24 protein-coding genes and 1 pseudogene are annotated in these 25,488 nt (G+C 59.1%); 5 read left to right on the top strand and 20 right to left on the bottom strand.

Going from position 1 to position 25,488, the window contains the following annotated elements; all coding sequences use genetic code 11:
* Positions 1 to 103: 103 nt before the first annotated feature.
* The 5 genes from A6M21_RS06010 to A6M21_RS05990 all read right to left on the bottom strand — a co-directional run bounded on the left by A6M21_RS06010 (position 104) and on the right by A6M21_RS05990 (position 5,198).
* The gene (locus tag A6M21_RS06010; RefSeq protein ID WP_066666971.1) at positions 104 to 550 is read right to left on the bottom strand and encodes a DUF6917 domain-containing protein; all 447 of its coding nucleotides are present in this window, start codon (positions 548 to 550) and stop codon (positions 104 to 106) included.
* A gap of 262 nt (positions 551 to 812) precedes the next feature.
* Positions 813 to 1,541, bottom strand: a complete 729-nt coding sequence (locus A6M21_RS06005) for an FCD domain-containing protein (protein WP_066666970.1) — start codon at positions 1,539 to 1,541, stop codon at positions 813 to 815.
* Positions 1,542 to 1,679: 138 nt separating this feature from the next.
* The gene (locus tag A6M21_RS06000; protein WP_066666969.1) at positions 1,680 to 2,090 is read right to left on the bottom strand and encodes a MerR family transcriptional regulator; all 411 of its coding nucleotides are present in this window, start codon (positions 2,088 to 2,090) and stop codon (positions 1,680 to 1,682) included.
* 324 nt (positions 2,091 to 2,414) lie between these two features.
* Positions 2,415 to 3,920: a class I adenylate-forming enzyme family protein gene (locus A6M21_RS05995; RefSeq protein WP_201721836.1), complete on the bottom strand. Its 1,506-nt coding sequence runs from the start codon at positions 3,918 to 3,920 to the stop codon at positions 2,415 to 2,417.
* 42 nt (positions 3,921 to 3,962) lie between these two features.
* Entirely contained in the window at positions 3,963 to 5,198 is a 1,236-nt protein-coding gene (locus tag A6M21_RS05990; protein WP_066666968.1) for an acyl-CoA dehydrogenase family protein, read from the bottom strand.
* Between the two features lie 195 nt (positions 5,199 to 5,393).
* Here A6M21_RS05990 and A6M21_RS05985 point away from each other — a divergent pair, with 195 nt between their 5' ends.
* Both A6M21_RS05985 and A6M21_RS05980 read left to right on the top strand, forming a co-directional pair.
* On the top strand, positions 5,394 to 6,077 hold the full coding sequence (locus A6M21_RS05985; RefSeq protein ID WP_078060433.1) for a response regulator transcription factor: 684 nt from the start codon (positions 5,394 to 5,396) through the stop codon (positions 6,075 to 6,077).
* A gap of 192 nt (positions 6,078 to 6,269) precedes the next feature.
* Complete coding sequence (locus A6M21_RS05980) at positions 6,270 to 8,045, top strand: ATP-binding protein (RefSeq protein ID WP_066666967.1); 1,776 nt, start codon at positions 6,270 to 6,272, stop codon at positions 8,043 to 8,045.
* Here A6M21_RS05980 and A6M21_RS05975 read toward each other — a convergent pair.
* From A6M21_RS05975 to A6M21_RS05955, 5 genes are all read right to left on the bottom strand, one after another.
* Positions 8,036 to 9,271: an ABC transporter permease gene (locus tag A6M21_RS05975; RefSeq protein WP_427854605.1), complete on the bottom strand. Its 1,236-nt coding sequence runs from the start codon at positions 9,269 to 9,271 to the stop codon at positions 8,036 to 8,038. The two genes, A6M21_RS05980 and A6M21_RS05975, sit on opposite strands and share 10 nt — an antisense overlap.
* On the bottom strand, positions 9,268 to 9,990 hold the full coding sequence (locus A6M21_RS05970) for an ABC transporter ATP-binding protein (RefSeq protein ID WP_066666966.1): 723 nt from the start codon (positions 9,988 to 9,990) through the stop codon (positions 9,268 to 9,270). The genes A6M21_RS05975 and A6M21_RS05970 overlap by 4 nt, the downstream gene beginning before the upstream one ends.
* A gap of 268 nt (positions 9,991 to 10,258) precedes the next feature.
* Positions 10,259 to 11,791, bottom strand: coding sequence for an efflux RND transporter periplasmic adaptor subunit (locus A6M21_RS05965; RefSeq protein WP_066666965.1), 1,533 nt, complete (start codon positions 11,789 to 11,791; stop codon positions 10,259 to 10,261).
* Between the two features lie 375 nt (positions 11,792 to 12,166).
* On the bottom strand, positions 12,167 to 13,924 hold the full coding sequence (locus A6M21_RS05960) for a hydantoinase B/oxoprolinase family protein (protein WP_066666964.1): 1,758 nt from the start codon (positions 13,922 to 13,924) through the stop codon (positions 12,167 to 12,169).
* Position 13,925: 1 nt separating this feature from the next.
* The gene (locus A6M21_RS05955) at positions 13,926 to 16,124 is read right to left on the bottom strand and encodes a hydantoinase/oxoprolinase family protein (protein WP_078060432.1); all 2,199 of its coding nucleotides are present in this window, start codon (positions 16,122 to 16,124) and stop codon (positions 13,926 to 13,928) included.
* A 469-nt stretch (positions 16,125 to 16,593) separates the two neighbouring features.
* Between A6M21_RS05955 and A6M21_RS05950 the strand changes: the two genes are divergently transcribed.
* A complete protein-coding gene (locus tag A6M21_RS05950) occupies positions 16,594 to 17,280 on the top strand; it encodes a 4Fe-4S binding protein (protein ID WP_066666963.1) in 687 nt (228 codons plus the stop codon).
* Positions 17,281 to 17,390: 110 nt separating this feature from the next.
* On the opposite strand, the gene A6M21_RS05945 is transcribed toward A6M21_RS05950, so the two are convergent.
* The 7 genes from A6M21_RS05945 to A6M21_RS05915 all read right to left on the bottom strand — a co-directional run bounded on the left by A6M21_RS05945 (position 17,391) and on the right by A6M21_RS05915 (position 21,496).
* Entirely contained in the window at positions 17,391 to 17,750 is a 360-nt protein-coding gene (locus A6M21_RS05945) for a GerW family sporulation protein (RefSeq protein WP_066666962.1), read from the bottom strand.
* Position 17,751: 1 nt separating this feature from the next.
* A complete protein-coding gene (locus A6M21_RS05940; protein WP_066666961.1) occupies positions 17,752 to 18,408 on the bottom strand; it encodes a DUF2953 domain-containing protein in 657 nt (218 codons plus the stop codon).
* Positions 18,405 to 18,851, bottom strand: coding sequence for an anti-sigma factor family protein (locus tag A6M21_RS05935; RefSeq protein ID WP_066666960.1), 447 nt, complete (start codon positions 18,849 to 18,851; stop codon positions 18,405 to 18,407). The genes A6M21_RS05940 and A6M21_RS05935 overlap by 4 nt, the downstream gene beginning before the upstream one ends.
* A complete protein-coding gene (locus tag A6M21_RS05930; protein WP_066666959.1) occupies positions 18,841 to 19,434 on the bottom strand; it encodes an RNA polymerase sigma factor in 594 nt (197 codons plus the stop codon). The genes A6M21_RS05935 and A6M21_RS05930 overlap by 11 nt, the downstream gene beginning before the upstream one ends.
* Before the next feature lie 96 nt (positions 19,435 to 19,530).
* Positions 19,531 to 20,658, bottom strand: coding sequence for an aminotransferase class I/II-fold pyridoxal phosphate-dependent enzyme (locus A6M21_RS05925; protein WP_066666958.1), 1,128 nt, complete (start codon positions 20,656 to 20,658; stop codon positions 19,531 to 19,533).
* Between the two features lie 125 nt (positions 20,659 to 20,783).
* Positions 20,784 to 21,230, bottom strand: a complete 447-nt coding sequence (locus A6M21_RS05920) for a type II toxin-antitoxin system VapC family toxin (RefSeq protein ID WP_066666957.1) — start codon at positions 21,228 to 21,230, stop codon at positions 20,784 to 20,786.
* Entirely contained in the window at positions 21,227 to 21,496 is a 270-nt protein-coding gene (locus tag A6M21_RS05915) for a type II toxin-antitoxin system Phd/YefM family antitoxin (RefSeq protein ID WP_066666956.1), read from the bottom strand. The genes A6M21_RS05920 and A6M21_RS05915 overlap by 4 nt, the downstream gene beginning before the upstream one ends.
* Positions 21,497 to 21,842: 346 nt before the next feature.
* Between A6M21_RS05915 and A6M21_RS05910 the strand changes: the two genes are divergently transcribed.
* On the top strand, positions 21,843 to 22,349 hold the full coding sequence (locus tag A6M21_RS05910; RefSeq protein ID WP_066666955.1) for a universal stress protein: 507 nt from the start codon (positions 21,843 to 21,845) through the stop codon (positions 22,347 to 22,349).
* Positions 22,350 to 22,390: 41 nt separating this feature from the next.
* On the opposite strand, the pseudogene A6M21_RS19080 reads toward A6M21_RS05910, so the two are convergent.
* A pseudogene (locus A6M21_RS19080) lies at positions 22,391 to 22,729 on the bottom strand (ABC transporter permease); the annotation flags it as partial.
* A 168-nt stretch (positions 22,730 to 22,897) separates the two neighbouring features.
* On the opposite strand from A6M21_RS19080, the gene A6M21_RS05905 reads away from it, so the two are divergent.
* Positions 22,898 to 23,926 carry a polyprenyl synthetase family protein gene (locus tag A6M21_RS05905; RefSeq protein ID WP_066666954.1) on the top strand — a complete coding sequence of 343 codons (1,029 nt, stop codon included), beginning with the start codon at positions 22,898 to 22,900 and terminating at the stop codon, positions 23,924 to 23,926.
* Here A6M21_RS05905 and A6M21_RS05900 read toward each other — a convergent pair.
* A complete protein-coding gene (locus tag A6M21_RS05900; protein WP_242868779.1) occupies positions 23,846 to 24,976 on the bottom strand; it encodes a tetraprenyl-beta-curcumene synthase family protein in 1,131 nt (376 codons plus the stop codon). The genes A6M21_RS05905 and A6M21_RS05900 overlap by 81 nt on opposite strands.
* A 209-nt stretch (positions 24,977 to 25,185) precedes the next feature.
* Complete coding sequence (locus tag A6M21_RS05895; RefSeq protein WP_066666953.1) at positions 25,186 to 25,461, bottom strand: TIGR04076 family protein; 276 nt, start codon at positions 25,459 to 25,461, stop codon at positions 25,186 to 25,188.
* Positions 25,462 to 25,488: the final 27 nt, after the last annotated feature.

Genomic DNA, 25,488 nt, shown 5'->3' with positions numbered 1-25,488 from the left:
GTTCCTTCGGTGCGGCCATCATCTTCAAGAGCAGCTGCTTTCACAATAAGTTCAAAAGCGGGAAGAGTTCATCCTTTTCCGGCCTGTTTGCCTGTTTGCCTGCTCACCTGTTTACCTGTCTCACCGATACTTCGGATTCAAGCCGCAATCCCCGCTCAACTCCATCGAGCCTTTCAGGAGAATAGACAACTATATTCAGGTGATTGGGGAGGTGGGTTTCATCAAACCCGGCAATCCGCCCCAGCACAAGACCGTTGCAGCTTACCTCGTCCCCGGCCACCATCACGCCGCCGCAACCGACTTCCATAAATCCCAGGTAGGCGATACGCTGCACATCACTGCCGGGGACCGCTCCTTCCTCATCGGTAACAATCAGTTCGTGAATCTCGTTTCTCTGTACCGCCCTGGAAATGGGAGTGATCAACTTCAAACCCCTGTTTTCCAGCTTGCCTTGCAAGACAACTACCAGTTTTCCCGTAATTTCCCTTTTAGTGACGTAAGGATTGATGCTAAAAAGTTTTTCCTTATATGGATCGCCCGCGGCTACCACCCCCTATTTTGCTTGTTTCCGCACCTCCCGCCGCCTACCGGTATCCAGAACTGACCGTTTTCTTTATTTCTTCTCCGGCATAAACCGGCGTATCTTGGGAATAGTGATCACCAGGCCGGCTCTGGCCACTCATCATTGATGAGCTGATATATTAGCATTCGCCACTGTTTTTTTAATTCCTTCTTCAGTCAATAAATTTTTGCATAAAAAAATCCCGGACAGGTTTACCTGCCGGAATTGGAATCTTAAAAACCCGCCGGGGTTATGTCTCCAGGTGAGTTTGCCGCCAGTATTTCTCCACATCCGAGATCAAGCTTTCAATATGCTCCACCATGGCCCGGTCCGCCGCCACCGGGTCCCGGTTGATGATCGCCCTTAAAATGCGGGCATGTTCCACGGCAATGGTGCCCTTCACTTCCTTCCGGATATATTCCAGAATGCCGGACATCTGCCGGCCCTGCCGGATTAAATTCAACGCCGCGGTCAGAACCTTGTTTTTTGCCGCCGTGGCAATCATATGATGAAACTTTATGTCCTGCTCCGCTGTCATTTCGTTTCTGGTGGCCAGCCGTTCCTGTTCGTGCAGGATGGCCTCCAACAGGCCGATCTCGGCCTCCGTAGCCTTTACCGCCGCCAGGGCAGCCAGTTCCCTTTCAATGGCCCGCCTGGCCACCAGCATGTCAATCAGATCCTCCTGTCGCTGGGAATCGAGTATGCTTATGAAGTGTGAACCGCTGAGATTCAGCCGGCTGGCCTTTTCAATCGATTCCAGCACTTCTTTACCGTGCGCGGAAATGGAACGGCCCCGGTAGCCGTATTTGACAGTCAGATCATGACGATCCATATCGCTCAAAATCCTGCCCACTGTGGCTTCACTAAGGTTAAATCCCCTCTGTACCAAAAGCCGGCACAACTGACCGGACCCCAGGGGACCGTTTTCAGCGCTGAGAATCTTTAAAATCTCAGCCTCATGCTTTTTGATTTCACCCATTGCCTTCACTCCACAAAAATAAAGACAAAATAAATTACCGGCTTTCTATTATAGCACACCTAATCCGGAGGAGAAAAGAGGGGGATAACACTTCTTCTATTTTAATACAGATGGAAGTTGCATCCGGCCGCAAAAAGGCTACCGTTTTTCACAACCGGTAGCCCCTTCCCCTTCCTCCAGCATGGCTGTGAACCGGCGGCGGAATTCCAGCAGTTCCTCCTTGAGCAGCGTCAGATCGCGAATCATTTCTTCTATTTCAGCGATGCGCCGGTCGCCGTAGGCGATGGTGCGGCGCAACTGCTCTTTCTGACCGGGATCCACATTATACAGGTCGATCATTTCCTTGATTTCCTGGAGGGTGAAACCAAAGCGCTTGCCCCGCAGGATCAGCTTCAACCTGGTCCGGTCACGCCGGTCATACAGGCGCTGGCCGGATTCACCCGCCCGCTGCGGGCTTAACAACCCTACTTCCTCGTAATAGCGGATAGTGCGCGTGGTGATGCCGAATTCGTGAGCCAGTTCGGAAATGGTGTAGACGTCCTGTTTCAAATAATATCCCCGCCTTAACAACCATGAAAATAAATTTTCATCCTTTGATGGTGCGGCTGAAAACGGCCCGGGGGTCTGTCCCGGGCAATGAACTATTTTCATTCCCCGCCGGTGCATCCCGACGGTACGATTGCCTGCCCGTTGCAGACGAATTTAAATGCTCAAAGAATTTCTTACCTTCGCCTGTTATTCTACCACATGCCAACCGGTTTGATCATCAGCTTTTCCCCGTGGATTGGCGTTTTAGCCAGAGGGGGACAATTGTTCTCTTTCAGCCGTCTGACAAACAAGCCGGTCCCGTCAATACCCGGAACCGGCTCCAGGCTACCGCCCGAATTGTTCCCTGATCTCATTCTTCAAAACCTTGCCGCTGGCGTTACGTGGAATGACGCCGGCAAAACGGATCAGACGGGGCACCTTGTAGCCGGCCAGGCGCTGCCGGCAATAGGCCAGGATTTCCTCCGCCGACGGCGGGTTGGCTGCATCCCGGGGTACCACCAGGGCTACCACCGTTTCCCCCCATTCCGGGTGGGGCACGCCGGTCACCGCCGCGTCGGCCACCACCGGACAGGCGGTCAACACATCTTCCACTTCCCGGGGATAGACGTTTACCCCGCCGCTGATGATCATATCCTTCTTGCGGTCGATGATCCACAGGTAACCCGCTTCGTCCTTTCTGGCCATATCCCCGGTGTAGATCCAACCGTCTTTCAGTGTTTCCCGGGTGGCCTGTCCGTTCCGGTAGTAGCCCGTCATGCCGCCGGCCGTACGGATGATGATCTCGCCCGGTTCACCGGCAGGTACGTCCCGGCCCTGTTCGTCCACCACCCTGAGTTCGGCGTTCACCGTGGCCCGCCGGCCGATACTGCCGGCAAATTCCGGATGTTCCGCGGGATACAGGGCCATGCCGTTTGGTCCCGCTTCGGTAAGCCCGTAGACGCCCATCAAGCCGCCGGGGAAGTGCCGGCTGACCTGAAGCACGGCTTCCCGGGACATGGACGCGCCGCCGTAAATCCAGCGTTTGGCGGCGGATAGATCATACCGGTCCAGGTTGGGCAACCGCGACGCCAACAGGTAGGCCACCGGCGCGCCGAAAAAATGGGTGGTTTTTTCCTGTGCGGCCAGTTCCACCAGGGCGGCGGGGGAAAAGGAGCCCAATACTCTGGATGCCCCGGCAAAGACAGCCCCGGTTAAAAACAGGTTCAGCGGCGCCGAGTGAGTCAAAGGCATCAGCTGTAAAACGCGGTCTCCGAACCTGATCTCACCTTCGTAAGCCATCATGGAACCGGTCAGATAGACGGCCGCGTGGCTTAATACCACCCCCTTGGGCCGGCCCGTGGTGCCGGAGGTATAAATTATCTCCGCCACGTCTCCGGGAACTGCCGCCGGGTGGCCGTTCATATCGAAGCGGTTATACAAACCGGGGAATTCCGCCGTGGAACAGGTTGTCTTCACGGCCGGGCAGGCGGCCGCGGCCTGTTCCGCCTGCGTCCGCAACTCATCTTCGTAGAGCAGGGCGCTGGATTCGCTGTTGTCCAGGATGTAGGCCGCCTCCACCGGGGTGAGCTTGACATTGACCGGCACCACCACCGCCCCGGCTTTCAAAATGCCAAAGAAGGCCACTACAAATTCCGGGCGGTTGGAGATAAAAACGGCCACCTTATCTCCCCGTTTTATACCGTGCTGCTTTAAATAGCCGGCCAGTGTCCCGGCCCGGCGGTTCAACTCCGCCCAGGTCAGAGTCACTCCTTTTTCCGGCCACTTGACCCCCGGATCGGCCGGGTACTTGCGGGCGTTTCTTTCCAAAAGCGCCGTCAACAGTTCGGCCAATTTACATTCCTCCCGTACGAAAAATAATCAGCCGGTAACCTTTTACTCAAAAACCTTTTCCTCTTCCCGCATGGCCTCGCCGGCGTCGTATTCCACATCCCGCCCGCCGGTGCGGCCAGCCAACTCTCGGTAATATTCGTGCTGTATGATCAGATTCATCACTTCACTGGTCCCCGTCCAGATCATGATCAGCCGGGTATCGCGCAGCAGCCTTTCCACCGGGTAGACGTTGGTGTAACCGATGCCGCCCATCACCTGCATGGCGTGGTTGACGATCTGCCAGGCCGCCTCGGTGGCGAATTTCTTGGCTTCGGAAACCAGGCGCCGGGCCTGTGCGGCGGGCACGCCGCCGTCGACGGCACGCGCCGTGGCGTAAACCAACCCCCGGGCGGCATCCAGCAGGGTGATGCTGTCCGCCACTTTGAAGCCCACGGCCTGGAAATCCTTGATCACCCGGCCGAAGGCCTTGCGGCGGCCGGAGTAGCGCGCCGCCACCTCCAGCGCCGCCCGGGCCATGCCCAGGGCGCCGGCGGCGCTGGTCAGCCGCTCGGGAATCATCATGCGGTAAAAAATGGCCGCCGCGCCGTTTTCCTCCCCCAGCAGGCCGTCCGCCGGCACCCGGCAGCCGTCGAAGACCACCCGTCCGGCGCCGCCGCCCCGCGTACCCATCAGACCGTAGAGGTATTCCACTTTCACGCCCGGCCCCCGCTCGACTAAAAAGGCGCTGATCCCCTTGTGCGGCGGGGCGTTTTCATCAGTGCGGGCGTAGATCAGGAAGTAATCGGCTCCTTCCGCCCCGACCACAAAACGCTTCTGCCCCTTGAGCACATAATGGTCTCCCTCCCGGCGCGCGACCGTGGTGGCACCGAAAAAGTCGGAACCGCCCCGCGGTTCGGTCAACCCCTCGGCGCAAAACAACTTTCCGGCCAGAGTGGGCTTGAGAAACTTCTGCTTTTGTTCTTCCGTACCAAAGACGTGAATGGCCTCACCCACTATACTGGGCAGTGAATACAGGCAGGCCAACGAGGTGCCCAGCACACCGGCCTCCTCCAGCGCCGCCACCTCGGCCACCCAGTCCAGCCCCCGCCCGCCGTATTCCCGGGCGAAGCGGAGCCCGAGCAGGTTGCGGGCGGCGGCGGCCTGCACGTATTCCCGCGGGTACTGCACCTTTTCCGCATCCATGTCCAGAATCAACTGCCTGGGCACGTCCTCCTTGACAAAACGGCGGACTTCCTCCCGCAATTCCTTCTGTGCCGGTGTAAGTAAAAAATCAAACAAGCGACCACCCCCGGGTAAAAATATTTAAATAGTCGGACCATTTTATCAATAGCTTAGTTGACGTTTACGTAAATGTCAATAGGCATTCAAAATAAAAGGGCCGGGGACTTGTTCACAAAACGGTAACATGTTTTATTTATAATTAATATAGCTGTATGCTGGTTATTTTCCGGGGCTGAAACGGGAGGGAAGGGCTTGGACAGGATACTGGTGGTCGACGACGAGGAGCCGGTATGCGCGCTGGTGCGGATGTATCTGGAAAACGAGGGTTTTCCAGTTGAAACCGCCGGGGACGGTGAGGAAGCGCTGAGCCGGGTGAAGTCCGGCTACATCCGCCTGGTGCTGCTGGATCTGATGCTCCCCGGCCTGGATGGATGGACTGTCTGCCGGGAAATCAGAAAGTTCTCCCCGGTGCCGATCATCATGCTCACGGCCAAGGGGGAAGAATTTGACCGGGTGATGGGGCTGGAACTGGGCGCGGATGATTACATGGCCAAACCATTCAGCCCGCGGGAACTGGTGGCCCGCGTCAAAGCGGTTTTGCGGCGGACGGAACAAGCCGGCGCGCGGGAAAGGACGCTGCTGATTTACCCCGGTCTGACCATTGACTGCAATGCCAACCGGGTGGAAGTTTCCGGACGGGAGGTCCAGCTGGCTCCGAAAGAATTCGAACTGCTCTGTTTTCTCGCTTCCCGGCCGCGCCGGGTATTCACCCGGGACTACCTGCTGGAAAAAGTTTGGGACTATAATTATACCGGTGACGGGCGTACGGTTGATACCCACATCAAACGGCTGCGGGAAAAACTGAAAACAGAAAGCGGCCGCTCTTATCTGAAAACGGTTTGGGGGAAGGGGTACAAGTTTGAAGTGACAGAGTGAACGATACACCCGGGGGGCATGGCAAGCCACACTGCATATGGTAAAAAACGGGCCGCGCATACTGTTGAAGCAGCCGGCCACGCTGCCGGCGCAAGGTGCGGGAACAGGAAAGGGCCGGTATAATTTCGGGTGAAACAGACGGCGGAGTAAAAGATGCGCGTTACTTTAATTATACCGGTAGGGGACTGAAATATGGGAAAGAACCTTTTTACCCGGCTGCTCGCTTCTTACCTGATTGTTATTTTGATTACTTTGCTCGCCGTCGGTCTGGCCATGTCACATTTTTTCACCAACTACTATTATGACGCCAAAGAAAAAGAATTGCTCGACCGGGGGCAACAGGTCGCCGCCAAACTGTCGAAACAGATGGAACAGGAAAACGGCAGCAACTGGCCGGGTTTTGTCTTGAAAACGATTGGTTTTATCCAGGATGCGCATGTGCTCATGCTTGACCGGGAAAGGTTGACCCGCCCCGGCTCCGGGTGGCCGGAAAAACCGCTGTGGCTGAATGCCGCAGACCGGGAAAAAATTTTACAGGGTGAAACGGTAGCCAGGCGGGAATTCGACCAGCGCTTCAATCAGAACATGCTTTCAGTGGCGGTGCCGTTGAAAGTGGACGGGCAGGTAAGCGGCGCCCTGCTGTTTTTCACCCCGGTGGCGGACATCAAGGCCAGCATCGCCGCGGTACAGCGATTGATTCTGTACGCCGCGGGCATTGCCGTCCTCCTCTCCACTCTTGCCGGCCTGCTTCTTTCCCGCTCAATCGCCGGCCCGCTGAAAGAGATGAGCCGCATTACGCTGGAGATGGCCCGGGGCAACTTCCGTCAGCAGGTGCCGGTAACCTCCCGTGACGAAGTGGGGCAACTGGCGGAAAACTTCAATCATCTGGCGGTCACCCTGGAAAAAACAGTGGATGCACTCCGGCAGGAAAAATCCAAAATGGAAAACATTCTGGTCAATATGAGCGAGGGAGTACTGGCCGTAAACAGGAAAGGGACGGTGATGCTGTGCAACCCCGCGGCGGCGCAGGTATTGGGAGTGGACGCCGCTGCCGTGACGGGGCAGCAGCTGCCGCCGGAACTGCCCCCGGCACCCCTTTTTGAAACTGTGCTGGAAACTGGAATAAGTCAAACGGCCGAGTTTACTCCGGACAACGGCCGGACTTACGTACTGGCCCAGGCGGCCCCTCTGGAGCGCCGGGGCGGCGAAATTTACGGGGCGGTGGGTGTACTGCAGGATATCACCGGGTTGCGCCAACTGGAACAGTTGCGCCGTGATTTCGTGGCCAATGTATCCCATGAATTGCGCACCCCGCTGACCACCATCCAGGGTTTCATTGAAGCCATGCAGGACGGCATGGCCGGCGACACTGCCGTCCGGGAGCGGTATTTACAGGTGATGCACCGGGAAACCGTGCGGTTGAACCGCTTGATTCACGATTTGCTGGATCTGTCCCGGCTGGAAGCGGGAAAAGTGGAATGGGAGATTAACCTGGTTGAGATACCGGATCTTTTTTCCCGTGTTTTATTTAAATTTCAGTCTCAAATTACCGCCACGCAGCTCACCGTTCAACAAGCGGTGCAGCCCGGTTTGCCACCGGTGCTGGGCAACGAGGACCGCATCGAACAGGTGTTGATCAACCTGCTGGGCAATGCTATCCGGTTTTCTTCCCCCGGCGGGTTGATTGAATTGCGCGCCGCCGCGGAGAACGGCAAAGTAACCGTTGTCGTCCGCGATACCGGCCCGGGCATTCCACCCGGGGATCTGCCGCATATCTGGGAGCGTTTTTACCGGGTGGAGAAATCCCGCTCCCGTTCGCGTGGCGGCACCGGGCTGGGTCTGGCCATTGTCAAGCATATCATTGAAGCGCACGGGGGCGAGGTGGCGGTACAGAGCGAACCCGGCCGCGGTTCCAGTTTCAAATTCACTCTTACGGCGGCGCCGGTAGAAAACGGGACTTACTCGTAGCTCAACGCCTCGGCCGGATTCAGGCCGGCCGCCCGGCGCGCCGGGTAGTAGCCGAAAAAGACACCGATCACAATGGAAAACCCGACGGCCAGCAGAATGGAAAACAGTGAAACGGGCGCCGGCCAGTGCACAAAGAAGGCAAAGACCCGTGCCCCGGCCATGCCGGCGACAATGCCGAAAAACGAGCCGGCCAGGCTTAATAAAACCGCTTCCAGCAGGAACTGGTTGAGCACGTCTTTTTTGGAGGCGCCGATGGCCATGCGCACACCGATTTCCCGCGTACGCTCGGTAACCGAGACCAGCATGATGTTCATCACGCCGATACCGCCGACAATCAGGGAAATAGCCGCCACCCCGGCCAGGAAGATGGTCAGCAGGCTGGTGACGTTTTCAGCCGCGCTTTGAATCTGGGCCATGTTCCTGATGTTGAAATCATTGTCTTGATTGGCGGCCAACCGGTGCCGCCTGCGCAGCAGGGAGGTAATTTCCGCCTGCACGTCATCCATTTCATCTTTGTTCCGTACCTGCACCTGCATGGCGTTGATTGACTGGTTGCTCACGCCCAGCAGCCGGATCTGGGCGGTGGTCACCGGGATGTAGATGATGTCGTCCCGGTCCTGTCCTCCGCTGGATGCACCCAAAGATTGCAGCAGGCCGATCACCCGGAAAGTAATCCCGTGCACTCTGATCTGACTGCCCACCGGATTGGTACCGGGCGGGTACAGGTTCTGGTAAACGGTCTGCCCGAGCACCGCCACCGGGGCTATGCTTTGCACGTCGGACTGGCCGAAAAACCGCCCCTGCGCCATTTGCAGCGCGGAAATATTGACCACCTCGGGGGTGGTGCCTTCAATACTGGTGGTCCAGGTCTGGTCCTGGTATGTAACCAGTCCGCTGCCCCGGACTATTGGCGCGGAGTAAGCCACACCGGGAAGCCCGGCCACCGCCTGGGCGTCCTGAAGGGTCATCGTGTTCACGCTGCCCCCCGACCCGCGCACATACTGGCCGGCCGCCCCCGGCAGCACCATCAGCAGGTTGGAGCCCAGGCTGTTGATCTGGGCCAGCACCCGGTCCTGCGCCCCCTGGCCGATGGCCATCATCAGGATTACCGCCGCCACGCCGATGATAATGCCCAGCATGGTGAGAAAAGAGCGCATTTTATTTGCTTTTAATGCCTGAAGGGAAAAATCGCCGAGCACGCTGAATTTTACCGGCAATACAGTCACGCTCCCCGGTTGAAGATAGTCCGGTGGATTACCGGTTCATCACCGGCAATGGAACCGTCACGCATAGTTATCTTGCGCTGGCAATAAACGGCTATGTCCGGTTCGTGGGTGACGATGACCACGGTCACTCCCTGCTCGCTGTGCATCTGCTGGAAGATACCCATTATCTCCGCGCTGCTTGCCGTATCCAATGCGCCGGTGGGCTCATCGGCCAGGATGACCAGCGGATTGTTGACCATCGCCCGGGCAATGGCCACTCTTTGCTGCTGCCCGCCGGACATCTGGTTGGGGCGGTGCCGGGCAAAATCCCTCAGCCCCACCCGTTCCAAAGCAGCCAGGGCGCGTGCGGTCACTTCGGCGCCGGAAAGGCCGGCGTAAAAAAGGGGCAGTTCGACGTTATACAGGGCGGAGGCCCGGGGAAGCAGGTTATAGCGTTGAAAAACAAAACCCAGTTTCTTGTTGCGCAAGGATGCCAGTTCACTTTCCTTCAGCGTGCTTACGTCCACACCGTCCAGATGATAGCGGCCGGATGTCTGCCTGTCCATGCAGCCGATAATGTTCATCAGAGTGGACTTCCCGGAACCGGAGGCGCCCATGATGGCCGCCATTTCGCCCCGGGCGATCTCCAGATCAACGCCACGCAAGGCATGGACCGCCACTCCTTTGAGCGGATATACTTTGGTTAGTTCCTGGCACTGGATCAACGGCGGTCCGGACAAAAATTTCACCTGCCTTTTTTGTTGAAAACAGCTGCATAGTAATCCCTGTGGACGGCTTTACAGCACCGCTCTTTATCCTCGATTCTTGCAGGCGGCATTGACTGCAGTCAATCTCCAAGGTCGTGACCGTACCCCGGGCATTCCGGTCCGGCCGCCTTCTTTTTCATTAACACCCGGCATTCTCAAGAGTGAAGCCGTTCAAGTGTTTTATGCCGTTTCGGCGGACATGCGGCTGCCGGACACGTGTCCGCCACGGCGGACCGGGTGGTTACCGGCCGGGCCGCGTCAAAAACATAACGCCCCCGCCCGGTCTGGGGCCGGCGCCGTTTTGGTTGTTGTTGCCGCGTGCGCCTGCCGCCGGACCCGGCGCGCCGCCCGCCGGCATACCCGTCCGGCCGGTGCCGCCGGTTCCGGCCTGCCCGGTGATGATCGTTTCGCCCGGTTGAAGGCCAGATTTAATTTCCACATTTACGTCATCGGAAAGTCCAGTCTCCACCGGCCTGGGCACCGCCTTGCCGTTTTCCAGCACCAGTACCAGGCTCTTATTTTGGAATGCACTTCCCCCCGGTTGCCCGCTCCACCGGGTGTTCTGTCCGCTCCCCCCTGCTTGGCCGTTTGGCCGGAAACTTTGTCCGCTTCCCCCCGGTTGGCCGTTTGTCCGGGCGTTTTGTTGCCTGGGCGCGGCAAGGTAGGTGCGGGCAAAATCCAGGGCGGTCTGCGGAACTACCGGAACGTGCATGGCGAAAGCAGTGACGATGTTTACCGACGCCGGCAGGCCGGCTTTCAGCTGACTGTAATCATCAATGGAAATGATCGCTTCATACATCTGTACATTGTTGACACTGGTCGCCATGGGGGCAAGCGAAGTAATCTTACCGTTAAATGTTTTTCCAGGATATGTATCCACAGTGAAGGTAACCCGCTGGCCGGTTTTTACTTTGCTGATGTCCGCCTCGTTTATTTCGGCGGAAAGCTGCAGGGCCGTTGAAGACAAAATGATCCCGTACTGCGATGAAACAGCGGTGCCAACCGGGGGCGCGCCGCCCTGCGTCCACTGGCCGACATTGCCGTTGATCTGGGCCACGTAGCCGTCAAAGGGAGCAATTATACGGGCGCTGGTCAGGTTGTTTTGGGCCAGCGCCACTTGTGCCTGGGCGGTTTCAACCTGCGCGGCGGCCGCGGCAATATCACCGCTGTTGCTGACCAGCGAAAGATTGCTTGCGCTGGATTGCTCCTGGGACAGAGCGGACTGGTAACTGTTTTGGGCGCTGTCCAGGTCCGCCCGGGTGATCGCTCCGGCTTCGAAAAGGGATTGATCGCGATCCAGCGTGGCCTTGGCCAGATTAAGGCTGCTTTGCGCCTGTGCCAGCTGCGCCTTGGCCTGGGCGATCTTTTCCGGCTGGGTGGCGACCAGTTTGTCATAATCGGCCCGGGCGTTTTGCAGATTTCCTTCGGCCTGGGCCAGTTGGGCTTGAAAGTCGCTGTCCCGCTCCTCCGCCAGCAGTTTCCCTTTATCAACCCTGTCCCCCACCTGCACGTAGGAATTTTGCACGTAACCCTGGTTTTTGAAGGTGAGGGTGACCTGTTGCACCGGCTCTATGGTGCCGGAGGCGTTAACCGTTTCCGAAATATCACCATAGGCAACTTTTTGGGTGAGGTAGCCGCCGCCGTCCTTTGGCTTGCCCAGGTAATGCCAGGCGATCAACCCGCCGGCGACAACTACCAGTATCAACACGGTCCAAATTTTGTGGCCGGTTATGAATTGCCGGATTTCGACCGGGATCAGCTTCCGTTCAGACATGAAATCCAAACTCCTTTTACCAGTGTCTCCAGTAATTATACCAGCCAAATAATGCGATTTTGTGAACAAAAAACGAACATTCAGGACAACGCTCCGGGGGATACGGTAAGCTCACCCGGGAACAGGCGGATCAAATGCCGCTAAGAATGCAGATTAAAATACGGAACAGCGGCTGCCGGTCGAACCGGTAAAGCTCTAAAAGCGGGGATTGTTCCCCCGCTTTTCATTTATCTGGCGTATCCACCGGACGCGCTTTCCCGGCCCGGCCGTACCGGCGCAGGAATTCCACCGGCCGGTTGGCCGTATCCGGAAATAGACGGCCGCCCGGCAGCGGTAAAAAAGCTGGAATCGGCCATCCTGCCGCTTGTACAGCGATCAATCCCGTATTTTACGCCGGAGGCATTCCGTGGCTGCTTCGTCCACTGTCAATTCCGCCGTGAGCACAACACCGTAGTCCTCCCGGGCGGCATCCCGGGAAAGCAGCCCTTCTGCTACATCCAGTTGCACCAGCGCCGGATCCCGTTCCAGGGGATCGCCGTATCCCCCGCCGCCGGCGGTTTGCAGAATCACCCGGCTGCCGGCGGGCACCCGGGCGGTGAATTTGCCCGGATCGCCGTTACCCGGCGCGGCTACCACCGGCGCCGGATCACTTTCCGCCGGGGGCAGCAGAGCCACCCGCGCCCTTTCCCCCGGCCGCCCGCCTGCCAGGCCCCAGGGAGGATGCACGGCACGCTCCGAACTCACCGCCACGGTGGCTTCTTCCCCCAGCACGGTGATTTCCCGCACCAACCCCAGGCCGCCCCGGTATTTGCCGGGACCGCCCGAGCCGGACGCCAGGGCGTAGCGCTCCACCCGCAGGGGATAGGACAGCTCAATCACTTCCACCGGGGTGTTGCGGGTATTGGTCATGTGCACGTGAACGCCGTCCATGCCGTCTTGACCGTATTTAGCCCCCTGGCCGCCGCCGCAGGTTTCCACATAGGAGTAGTAGCGCCCCGCGGCGTCCAGGCCGCCCACGGTGAAATTGCTCATACTGCCCGTGCCGGCGGCCGTCACCCGCAACGGCAGCGCCCCGGACAGGGCGCCCAGGAGCACGTCGGCAATGCGCTGGGCGGTGTTGATGTTCGCATGGGCCACCGGAGCCGGAAAGGCGGGGTTGACCAGGCTGCCCGGCGGCGTGATCACCTGCAGGGAACGGACCAGCCCGTCATTGGAGGGCAGGCCGGGGTCCAGCACCGCCTTGACCACATAGTAAACGCAGGCCAGGGTCACCCCCCGGGTGGCGTTGACCGGTCCGGCCACCTGGGGATGTGTGCCGGTGAAGTCCACCGTCAGCCCGCCGGAGTGCCGCTGTAAACGTACCCGGATGTTGATCTCCCGCCGGCTCAGGCCGTCCCCTTCCAGGTAATCCTCAAAATCATAAACGCCGGCCGGCATGCCCTCCAGAGCAGCCAGCAGGCGGCGTTCAGCATAATCCATCATGGCTTCCATATAACGCTGCAGCACGTCCGCGCCGTAACGCCCGGCCAGTTCCTGCAGCCGGCCGGCGCCCAGCTCGTTGGCGTTGAGCTGCGCCCGTATGTCGGCGGCAAACTCTCCGGCGGTGCGCACATTGTGGGTGAGCAGGCGCAGCAGTTCCTCATTCAGCTGTCCTGCGCGACGCAACAAAAGAGGCGGGATGCGCAGACCCTCCTGAAAGATCTCCGTGGCCGTGGTGGACATGCTGCCGGGAACAGAGCCCCCCACATCCACATGATGGGCCAGGTTGGCCACCAGCGCCAGCGGCCGCTGGCGGTAAAAGACCGGGCTCAACAGGCAGATATCCGGCAGGTGTGAGCCGCTGACATAGGGGTCGTTGATCATCACCACGTCCCCGGGACTCAAACCCGGCGCCGGAAAATCCGCCAGCACAGCCTTGACCACCGCCGGCATCAGCCCCAGGTGCAGGGGGATGTGCTCGGCCTGGGCCACCAGCCGGCCGTCCGGGGTGTAGACGGCGGTGGAGCAGTCCCGGCGGTCCTTGATATTCGGCGACAGCGCCGTCCTGGTGAGCACGGCGCCCATTTCTTCAGCCACCGCCTGCAGGGCGTGGCGCAGCACTTCCAGTTTTACCGGATTTACCGGGCCGGCCAATTTAACGCACCCCCGTTTCGATAATCAAGTTGCCCAAACGGTCCACGGTCAGCCTCATCTGCGGCCAGAGCAGTGTGGTAGTGTCCTCCTGCCGGATCAAAGCCGGACCGGTCAAAGATTGCCCCGGCGCCAGGGTGGTCCGCTCGTAAACCGGAGTGGGCAGGCAGGCATCCTGGAAAAAAACCGGGCGGGTGGCAGCGGGCGGGGGCGGTCCGTCCGGACCGACACCGGCAGCGGACCGGCCTTTCCCGTGACGACCAAAGGACAACCGGGAGGCACTGTTCAGACCGGCCGCCGGCGCCCGGAACGGGCCGTGAAAGGCCGGCAGCCGGCCGGTGGCCGCCAGCCGCAATAACGTTATTTCCACCGGGGCGTCTTCCCGGCGGTAACCGTATTCCCGGCGGTGTTCCAGGTGAAAGCTGCGGGTCAACAGGTGCAGATCAGCCGCCGTAAGCGCGCCGGCCGGTACGGGCAGATCCAGCGTATAGGACTGGCCGGCATAACGCAGCCCGGCCGCCCGTTCCAGGAGCATTTCGGCCGGGGAAAAACCCTCCGCCGCCAGTTCGCGCCGCGCCGCTTCCTCCAAAGGGGCGTAAAGGCGGGCCAGTTCATCCGCCGTGGCCTCCGCCAGCGGCAGCAGCACAGTGCGGGCATAGTCCAGGCGCACATCGGCGGCCAGCATGCCCAGCGCCGAAGCAACCCCCGGGTGGCGGGGAATCAGGGCGTGGGGTATACTGGCCTCCCGGGCCAGTTCGGCCGCATGCAGCGGGCCGGCGCCGCCAAAGGCGAGCAGGGTGAAATCACGCGGGTCCAGCCCGCGCTGCACCGATACCACCCGGACGGCGCGGGCCATGGCGGCGTTGACCACGGCGATGATGCCGGCGGCCGCCTCCTCCAGCATCAGTCCCAGCGGCCGGGCAATTTTTTCCGCGATGCTCCGGCGGGCCGGCTCCAGCTGCAGGGGGCGTTCCCCGGTCAGGGGGTGCGCCGGGTCCAGGCGCCCCAGCACCAGGTTGGCGTCGGTGACCGTGGGCTCCTCCCCGCCCAGGCCGTAACAGGCCGGACCGGGGTCGGCCCCGGCGCTGGCCGGTCCCACCCGCAGGGCGCCGCCGGCGTCGATCCAGGCGATGCTGCCGCCCCCGGCGCCGATGGTGTGGATGTCCAGCATGGGCAGGCTCAAGGGATGGCCGCCAATGCTGCCTTCGGTGGTATAACGGGGCTTGCCCCCGCGGATCAAGGAAATGTCCATACTTGTACCGCCCATGTCGGCGGTGATCAGGTTGGGCCGTCCGGTTTTGGCGGCCAGTTGCACCCCGGCCAGCACGCCGCCCGCCGGACCGGACAGCACCGTGCGGGCGCTCTCCCGCTGCGCCTGGGCGGCGGTGATCACCCCACCGCCGGAATGCATGATGAACAGCCCGGGGCCGCCACTCCCGACGGCAGCCGCCCTGCGCGCACAGCCGTCCCCCGTCCGCTGCGTCCCGCCGTTGCCGGTCCGTCCCAGAGCCGTTTCCAACCGGGCGAGGTATGCGGCCACCCGGGGCAGCACCACGGCATTCACGGCCGCGGTGGCGGTGCGCTCGTACTCCCGGAAAACAGGCAGGATCTCCGAAGACAGGGTAACCACGGCTTGCGGGTAGACGGCATGGATTATTTCCCGCACTTTTTTCTCGTGCACCGGGTTGGCGTAGGAATGAAGCAGGCTGACGGCAATGGAGGAAACGCCCCGCCGGCGGATCTCTTCCACCACCGCCCGCACTTCCGCCTCGTCCGGCGTTATGTAAATCTTGCCGCCGGCCAGGATGCGCTCGTTGATTTCGAAAGTCAGCCGGCGGGGAATAAGCGGGGCCGGACGGGTCACCCGGAAGTCATACAGGTCCGGCCTGTCCTGCCGTCCGATGCGCAGCACGTCGGCAAACCCGCGGGTGGTGATTAACGCCGCCGGCGCCCCCTTGCCCTCCAGCAGGGCGTTGGTGGCCACGGTGGTGCCGTGCACCAGCAGGCGGATCCCCGCCGGATCAAGACCGCCCCCGGCGGCCGCCCTGGCCAGTCCGGACATTACGGCCCGGGCCGGATCGTCCGGAGTAGAGATAATTTTAGCCATCCAAAGCTCTCCCGTGTCCTCGCGCAACAGGCAAACATCGGTAAATGTGCCGCCGGTGTCCACCGCCGCCCGCAGCCTTATTCCGCCCGACCGCATCTCATCATCTCCCCCCGCCTTTTATACCGGTCCATGATTACCTGGAATTCGCCGGTCTTTTACTTCATTCCTGCCGGGACGTAAATACAAGCCACTGAAACAAAATTGCGAACCCCTCCGGGACAAGCCGGGGGGGCTTCTCCACCAGGGTTTCCCATAGCACAGGAAAGCCGGCCGGTTTAACCAGTGTCTTACGCCCGGCCTTGCCTGCCCTTCAGGGAAATTACTGCCGCCGGGGTCATTTTTTACCGGCGGCCATCCTATTGACTGCGTAATTTATAAATAGTATTATTGAAACAGATCGGCGCCGTAGCTTTTACATCAAAAATGCCGGAATACAACCGGCGACACCCTGCACCGGTTGGCCACCGGAGCAAGATAATTGCTCACCGGGCTTTTTTAAGCCCATCCTCACGCTAATTGATTATGTAGCGTAAGTATCACATATTATCATTGGAGGCAAAGTCATATGCTTATGGAAGTACAAAAAAAACGCCGGCAAAAACAACGTCTGACCTGGTGGGGTCTACCCCTGGTGGCGGTGTTGGGCTGGTTTCATCCCTGGCTGGGCTTTCTGCTCCTGGTATGCATGGCCGGTTCAATAGGAATGTCCGTCTACCGCGGACGGGCCTGGTGCAACTGGATGTGCCCCCGGGGGGCTTTTTACGATTTACTCGTTCGCCCCCTGTCCCGCAACAAACCAGTTCCAGCCGTTTTGCGCAGCCGCGGGGTACGGCTTTTCATGATTGGAATGATAGCCGCCATGATCAGCACCCAGTGGTATCTGGCGCATGGCAATCCGGCCGCCATGGGACTGGCGCTGGTGCGCCTGCTGACCATCACCACGGTGGCAGGGATTATACTGGGCATCTTTATTCACCCCCGCGCCTGGTGTCACATCTGCCCCGTGGGCACATTGGGCCGCTGGCTGGGCGAAGGCAGGAAACCGCTGTTCATCAGCGGCGAATCCTGCGCCGCTTGCGGTGCCTGCTCCCGGTCCTGTCCCATGCAGCTGACCCCCCACCTGTTCCGGGAGTGCGGAATTATGACGGACAGCGACTGCATCAAATGCGGTTCCTGTGTGGCCGCCTGCCCCCGCCGGGCGATTTCCTTCGACGCCGCCCGGCCGGAAAAGGGCTACCAGAATGCGGCCTGACAGCAAACAATCGAGTAGGGTAGCGCCGCAGTAATTTTCTGCGGCTATCTGCTGGAAAGCAGGCCGTCCATCACCGGTCGGCCTGCTTTCCAGCTTATCCATAGTTCCCGTTATTTGCAACAATCCGTCTTTGGTTTATCAATGCCAAACCTGGACAATGCCTCGGGGACCAGTTCGGCCAGTTTTTCCAGAGTGCCTTTTTGGGCCAGGGAGTACACCCGGACTTCCCCTTCCTGGATGATGATCAGTGCGGTGGGATTGATCCTGGCCCCGGCCCCGCCGCCGCCGCCTTTGCCGCCGCCCCTGGAGGGGTCGGTGCCTTCCCCGCTGCCGGTGCCGAAGCCGAAGCTGGCCGAGATGATCGGAATGATGGTAATGTTGCCGCTGGTAATCGGATCACCGACGATGGTTTTGGTGGTGATCAGATTCTCCAGCCGGGAAACTATCGCTTCGATGTTTTCCTTAATCATTCTAAAAAACCTCCCTGACTTTAGTTTTTCGTTTAATTATCCTGGACCACCAGAGACGCCGGACGGGGGCGGCCAGCAGGAAGCCGCCGGTCAACCATAGAAACCGGACCGGAACCAGCCGGCCGCCCACTTCCCCCCGCAGGTCCAGGGCAGTTTCCGCAAAGTTGGGACGCAAGTGCAATTCCAGCCGGCTGTCGTGCAGGGCGGACACAAGGCTGGTAAGGTAACCGGTCAGCGCCGGATCACCCGTCCCGTACTCCCCTTCCAGTCTGAGCTTTAAATCAAGGGAACGCCAGATGCGGCGCAGATAGGCAAAAGCCCTCTTGAGCAGCGGGCCGTCCAGGAACGGCGCCAACCGCTTGATCCGGAAAGCGTTCCGGGTTTGATCCGGTTTACGTTTTTTCTCTTGTTTGGGGCGGGCGGGTTTTTTCCGTCCGGACCGGGGCGGGCGCCCGGTCCAGCGGCCAACCCGCAGGGAGAAGGCCGGTTTATTGTCAAGCATGCCCAACCGGGCGGCGACCAAACCACCCGCCCAGGCCAGTTCTCCCTCGCCGGCCAGTTTTTCGTTCAGACGGACCCGGCCCCAAAAGGTTACCGGCAGGGCCAGGATGATCAGCAGGGCGAGTATGATAACGAACAAAATGAGCAGGACGGTCACCGCGGGCCACGCCCTTTCTTAATGGAGCGCCCCCTTTGCCACAGGCGGCCGGTGAGGTTTAAAGAACCAAGCAGCAACCCGGGCAGTTCCCGCCCGGCCGCCAGGATCAATTCCTTTATTTCCCCGGCCCCGGGCAGGTAAGCCGTGGTAAGGGTGACCGGACGCCAGGCCAGCTTTTGCAATTCCCAAAAACCGGATCTTTCTTCCGCCGGCCCGCCCCGTCCCGGTCCGGCGGCTGCGATCACCTGCTGCCGGATATAGGGCAGTTCGGGAGGGAGGGGAACCTCCTCCGGCCGGGACAGCTCAAACCAGAGCAGCTTCAACCGGGAAAGTTCGCCGCGGCAGGCGCGGCACCCGGCCAGGTGCCCTTTTAATTCCCGGGCCGCCTGTTCTGACAGTTCACCGTCCAGGTAGGCCTGCAACAGTTCAGCGTCACAGGGCACGGCCGTTCACCTCCCAACCGTAGAGATCGCTTAAGGATTGCCGGAGCAGGTTGCGGGCGCGGAAAAGATAAGTTTTCACCGTTCCCAGCGGCAGGCCGGTGGCGTCCGCAATCTCCTGATAGCTCATTTCTTCCTGGTGGCGCAGGGTGAGCACCAGGCGGAACAGGGGCGGCAGGCGGCTCAAGGCCATGCGGAGCGCCTGCCGGGTTTCCATCCATTCCACCTGCGCCTGCGGGTCGTCACTGCTGCGGGTAGCCAGAGTATCGCCCAGGGAGAAATCTTCACCGACCGGCTGGTCCAGGGAAAGGGTTTCCGGCGTATGGCGGCGCAGAAAGTTCAGACAGGTGTTGATCACCACCTGACGCAGCCAGGGTTTAAAAGGGCGGTTCACTTGAAAGCTCTTGATCCCGGTAACAACCTTGAGCAAAGCTTCCTGGGACAGTTCCAGGGCGTCTTCCCGCCGGCCGGCAAGCCGGTAGCACAGGCTGTAAATGTAGCCTTCATACCGGGTAAGCAGCAGGCGGTACCCTTCCTCCCGGCCCTCCCGGCACTTGAGCACCAGTTGACGATCATCAGTGTCCAAATGAATCTCCCCTTTTACCCTTTCCCCGATCCTATTACACCGGCCGCCTCAAAAAGTTTCAGGGTAAAAGTTTTAATTACTGCGCCCCCGTAGGAATTAACTATAATCACTTTCCGCCAAATAATCCCCGAACAGTTCCAGCCCCCGCCGGAAAACGGCCGGCTCCACGCCCAACCCCAGGCGGAAGTGGTTTTCCCGGGAGAAAACGGCGCCGGGCAAAAGGAGCACGCTTTTCCTCTCCACCAGTCCCCGGCAAAATGTGGTGGAATCTACGGGCTGATGGTAGCGGGGAAATACGGTAAACCCGCCCCGGGGCGGTATATAGGAAAGCAAACCCGGCCGTTCATTCATGAAGTCCGCCAACCGCGCCAAGTTTTCTTTTGCCACAGCAAGCTTTTTCTCCAACAACTCCCGCCGGTGCTGCAGGGCCAGGACGGCCAGAAATTCAGCCGGAGCGGCGTTGCACATGGTGGTGTAATCACGCATGGCGCCGCAGGCGCTCAGCAACTGCTTGTCCCGGACGGCCAGCCAGCCTGTCCGCAGCCCGCCCAACCCATAGGGCTTGGTCATGTCACCGGTGCAGATTGCCCGGGGCGTAAGGTCTATGGCGGCCGGCAGTTCGTCCGGCGGGTTATAGATTATGCCCCGATATACTTCATCGGAGATCAACCACAAACCACAGTGCTCCACCACCTCCACCAGCCGGTCCATTTCCTGCCGGGACATGATGTACCCGGTGGGGTTGTGGGGGTTGTTCACCACCACCGCCCGGGTGCGGGAGTCAATGAGACCCTTCAGGGCGTCCGGATCCATATATAATTTCTCTTCTCCCTGTAACGGCCAGGCTTTAATCTGTACGCCCGCCGCGCCTGCCACCGCATAAAGGGACTGGTAGGCCGGCTGTTGAACGATGATATTGTCGCCGTTGGAAAACAGGCAGTTCATAAGCAGAAAAATGGCTTCCGAGGCGCCGGTAGTCACCTGTATGTACTCTTCATCAAGATCATGGTAAAGACCGGCAACCTGACGTCTTAATTCACCGGTCCCCGGATTGGGGATGTAGTCCAGTCCCAGATGCAGGTAATCTTCCCGTGCCTGTTCGCCGGCCAGGCTTAAAATGTCGTCTGTGGACGTGGCGGGAGCGCAGCTGGCGCAAAGATTAATGTCTACCTCAAACTCATACCTGGCGAACCAGCGTTCCAGAGTGAATGGCGGAAGGTTCAATAACTATCATTCCTTTCGCTGAGCGGTTATGCATGGCAAATCATTGTTTCCAGTAAACGGGTAAACGGTTACCATTGTTTCGGATGGAAGTAAAAAAACCCTGGAAAACAGGGAGCTTTTCACAACTAACCGGATCCCGGTTTTTCTGCCGGAATTACAGTGAAACCGCTTTTTTGAAATGCTTCCCAGAGACGGGCATCCCAGCAGGCGGCAACAACCGGCGCCTTTACCTGTTGTTTCAGAATATGGGCGGCAGATAAATGGATGGCATCAAAACCACGCAGCTGATATTTTTCCACCAGTTCACCCGCCAAGCGGATTACTTCACCGGACACTTCAATACAAAGATAATGGTCCCAGTCGGCGAGAAATATACTGACAATTTGCAGATAAGCCCCTTCATCCAAAAACCCCTCTTTAAACACACGGAAAAAGGCGGAACGTGCTTCCGCAAAAGCGACTTTAGATGTAGCGACAATCAATGACGCATCCACCATATCATGCACCAGTCCGGAACCATTCTCGTCAACATACAACTTAACCAGAGCGCTGGTATCAAGGTAGGCAATCATCTACGATCCTCCGCTACTACTGCGGCCAGGGTCTTCCCCCCCTGCAAACGGGGACGGCATACTGAACCCCGGGGCTTGCTCCCCCCCCAGGAAACCTGACCGGCCTGAAGCATCGCGTTTATTCCTTCGGGAACATCAACCTGGATGGGCAGCAAGCGGGCAACGGGGACCCCGCGGTCTGTAATAATGAAGGTTTCCCCCTTTTTTACCCGCCCCAGATAATGGCTCAAACTGTTTTTGATTTCCCTGATTCCTACATCAGCCATGATAAGTCACCCCCAACGTAACTACATTATACCAATTAAGTGGCTACATTTCAACTGCCGGTCCGCCAATACAACGATTTAACTTTCCTCGGAATGCTCCCCGGGCAGTGCTCAGAGAATACTTGTGGACGTAGCGGAAGTGCAACTGGCGCAGAGCCTGGTCCGTACAAAAACGCGCAAAAACAGGCCTGGTGTCCGCAGGGAATTGTGAAACAATTGACTTGCCTGGCAAGCGGTAAAGCGGCGAAAAAGAGTCGTTTACCGCCAATAGATTGCAAAGAAAAACGTATTATCGTATTATTATAAAAATTAGTCCATATCCGTATCTATTGAAGGAGGCTTTTTAATGGAACAGGTTTCATATTTCCCGGAGCAAACCACCAGGTTTAAAGTGCTGCTTTATTCCGACGGTTCCAATCATTCCCTTTCCGCGGCGGTTTACGCGGCCACCTTGATGAAAATCATGCCGGGTATGGAGCTGACCATAATATACGTGCAGGAAAAACATGAGGGCTCCACGGGTATCGAAAGCACGGGTTGGTACATTTACGATCCCGAGGCTGAAAAACAAACCCGGGAGATTTTGGAAAAAACAAATGAAATTTTCACCTCCCGTGGTTGCAAAGTCAACCAGAAGATCCGCTATGGAAGCACCACGGTTTCCGATGTCGCCAACGCCATTATCGATTACGCCGTGGACAATGACTGCAAGTTAATCATCATGGGCGCGCGGGGACCCATCGACCTTAAAAGCATGATTTTCGGCGGACTGTCCCAAACCGTGTTTAACCGTTCATCCATTCCCGTGTTGCTGATTAAAAAGTTACCCCGGGAATTCCTGGATAACTTATGAATTAAAAACTAAAGAGCCGGTAACCGTAAACCCGGTAAACATTAAACTGCTTTACGTTTGTATGCGCGCATCGCAAACAGATACGCGACGATCAGTATCCCTGAGCACCACGCAAGTGCGACCCAAATGTCATTACCTACCGTCTGATTAATAACGCGCGGGTGGCGTTGACAATCGAAGTCACCGGCTGGTTTTCGGCAAAGACGCGAACAGGCCCCGGCAAGCCATGACAATACTCCTGCCGACGAGCAGAAGCCCATAATGAGCGCTATGAGAATGATTATGACAACTGAAATCGCATTGGATACCAACGAGGTCAGCACATGCCCCCACAGCGCGGCCGAACGCGCAACCGGCATGGAATAAAAGAAAAAACCCCTTATAATAAAGATATTACAAGGTGGTCCTTGTCCATAATTCTCTATTATAAAAGGGGTCGCCAACTGGACTTCCCCCGTGCACAAAATTCTCTCTTCCAGGCATTGACCGCCGTGGAAAAGATCATACTAGAAACAACTTTTCAATCCATTGCAGGGGAGAGAGTGCACTTGACATTTTCTTTGGCGCCGGAACTGCCGCAACCGGCCGGACTGGAAGAACTGCTGGACAACGCCACGGCCAGCGCCGAACCTTTGGTACAGCAGTTAATCGCCCATTCCCTGCCGGGAGGCAAACGCCTGCGTCCGGCGCTGGTCGCCATCACGGCGGGGTTTTACCCGGCGGATCCGGCGGAAGTAACCCGGGTGGCCGCAGCCGTTGAATTGATCCACCTGGCTTCGCTTGTCCACGACGACGTGCTGGACAACGCCGCCACGCGCCGTTCCCGGCCGGCGCTGCACCGTCTGTGCGGAGCCGTGCCCGCCGTGCTCACCGGGGACTACCTCTTCGCCACCGCCTTCGGATTGCTGGCCGACACTAAAAAGGGCATTTTACGCATCATTACCCGGGCCATCCGTACCATGTGCGAGGGGGAAATCCAGGAGCTGTCGGTTGTCAACTTCTGCGAGGAGGCCTATTTTGCCCACATCGCCAAAAAAACAGCCGCTTTAATTGACGTGGCCTGTCAGAGCGGCGGCATATTATGCGGCATGAAGCGCACCCAGTTGGTCAGGCTTTCCCGGTACGGCACCCACCTGGGCTGCGCCTTTCAGGTGGTCGATGATTTGCTGGATCTGGCCGGCCGGTCCGAATTACTTGGTAAACCTTGTTTGCAGGATTTGAGCCAGGGGATCTTAACCCTGCCGGTATTGCATTTCCTGGAAGTTTCACCCCGGGCCGGGCAATGGAAGGAAAAACTGCGCCGGGGCGGCCTGACCGCGGACCAGGGACGGGAACTGGTGGCACAGGCCCGGGAACTGGGCTGCCTGGAGTACGCCGGACAGGCGGCGCAAAAACAGGTCCGGCTCGCGCAGGAGGCGCTGGAAGGCCTGCCGGCCGGCAAGGCCAGAGACAGTCTGGCCATGGTCGCCCAAAAAGTGCTGTTTCCGCTGCATCTACTAGACCACACCGGCCCGGCGCAGGCAGGCGCACAACCGGAACAGGCCGCGAGCCCCCCTGTCCCCGCCCTGCAGCAGTAAACGGCCGGTTTCCCCCAACCCCTGGGCGGCCACCTTGGGATCCGACAGGTACATGGCCAGCAGGCCCTGCACCACAGTACGGTGGAAGTAAGGATCAGGCAGTCCGGCGCTCAGCTCCAGGGAACGGCTCAAAAAAAGGCCAAGCCGTCCGGCCGCCTGTTCTCCGTCCCGGTAGTACGAGACGAAGTTCAGGTCCCCGCCCTGCCGGTCCTCCTGCTGGTCGATAAAATAGTCCAGCAGAATATGCAGCCCGCCGATCCAGGGGAAATAAGCGCCGGTAATCCGGTGCACATCTGTTGCGCCGAAGCCGCCCCGGGCGGCCAGGGCGAAAAGGGCGAAAATGCCCAGGGTGGAACCGGTGGCGGCGGCCAACTCCCACCAGTAAAGCCTTTCCGGAAAACCGGCCAGCAGCGGGTTCAGCCATCCGGTGAGGCATTTTTCCCGCAAACTCCAGTCAATGTGCTTGTACACCTGCAGGTTGCAGTACAGCGCGGCCAGACGGCCGGCCTCCTCCATAACCGGAGGGTAGGCGGGCAGGGCGGCCAGAGCCCGCTGACAAGTGCGCACCAGCCGCTCCAGGTAACCGCCGTCATCCCGGTAGGGGTAACGGTCATAGTAATCGCCCGGGGGAACTTCCGGGCGCAGGGCATCCAGGAAAGCCTGGTGCAGCCGGCGGAAGCCTGCTTCGTCCTGCACTCCGGCCCGGTCACAGAGGTTGTCCAGGTAGTCGCTGATGGTCTGCAGGGCCACTATGGCCTGAACCAGTTCGCGCCGGTGCGCCCCGGTCCAGGCGCTGAAAACACTGCCTCCCTGGCAATGGAAGGTCTTGCCGCCGATGCTGGCCAGGGCCATCTGCCGCAGGCGGGGATCCGGGCAGGCGACCGCCAGCTGACGCCAACCTTTCAGTTCCCGGGCCACGGCCGGGAAGGCCTGCAGTAAAAACCGCCCCATCAAAAACAGACGGGCGGGCCCTTCCCGGCCCGGTAAAGTGGTACGGAAAGAATCATCCCGCTCATGCCGCGGATCGGTGTTTTCCTGTTGCCTGCCCAAAACAGCCAGCCCCCGTTAACTATTATACTAAAACAGTATTCCGTTACTGATTATATTCCCGCTATTTCCCGCCGCTATGCGCCGGAGGAACGGCGGATGCGGCAAGATTCAACCCGCGGGAACATTGACCGGAATGATCAGCCCGCTCTGGATTACCGCATGACACAATGGGAAGACCATAATTTTTGAAGCGTCCTTCGTCCCGGAGTCTAATCGTCCGCCGGTATCCGCCGCAACTCGAAAATTACCGGCCGGTCCGGATCCGGGCAGGCCCAGGTGGTCACATCACTGTTTTCCAACCAGGGGAAATTCCCGCCGTACAGCAAAGCGGCCACGGCTGAACGCATGGCATCATAAGCGTACTGGCATAATCCGCCGGGTGTAAATTGAGTAAATTCAAAAGTATCCCCCACCCGGTGGCCGTATGAGCACTTGCCTTCCCCCCGGATCTCCACAATGGTGGCAATGACTTTGAATTTGTACATGGTTTTTTTTCCCTCCCAAACAGCCGG

The sequence above is a fragment of the Desulfotomaculum copahuensis genome (assembly GCF_001655685.1).
Taxonomy (GTDB): domain Bacteria; phylum Bacillota; class Desulfotomaculia; order Desulfotomaculales; family Desulfovirgulaceae; genus Desulfotomaculum_G; species Desulfotomaculum_G copahuensis.
Note: the sequence above shows the minus strand (reverse complement) of the source record. Positions and strands in the feature narration are given on the sequence as shown.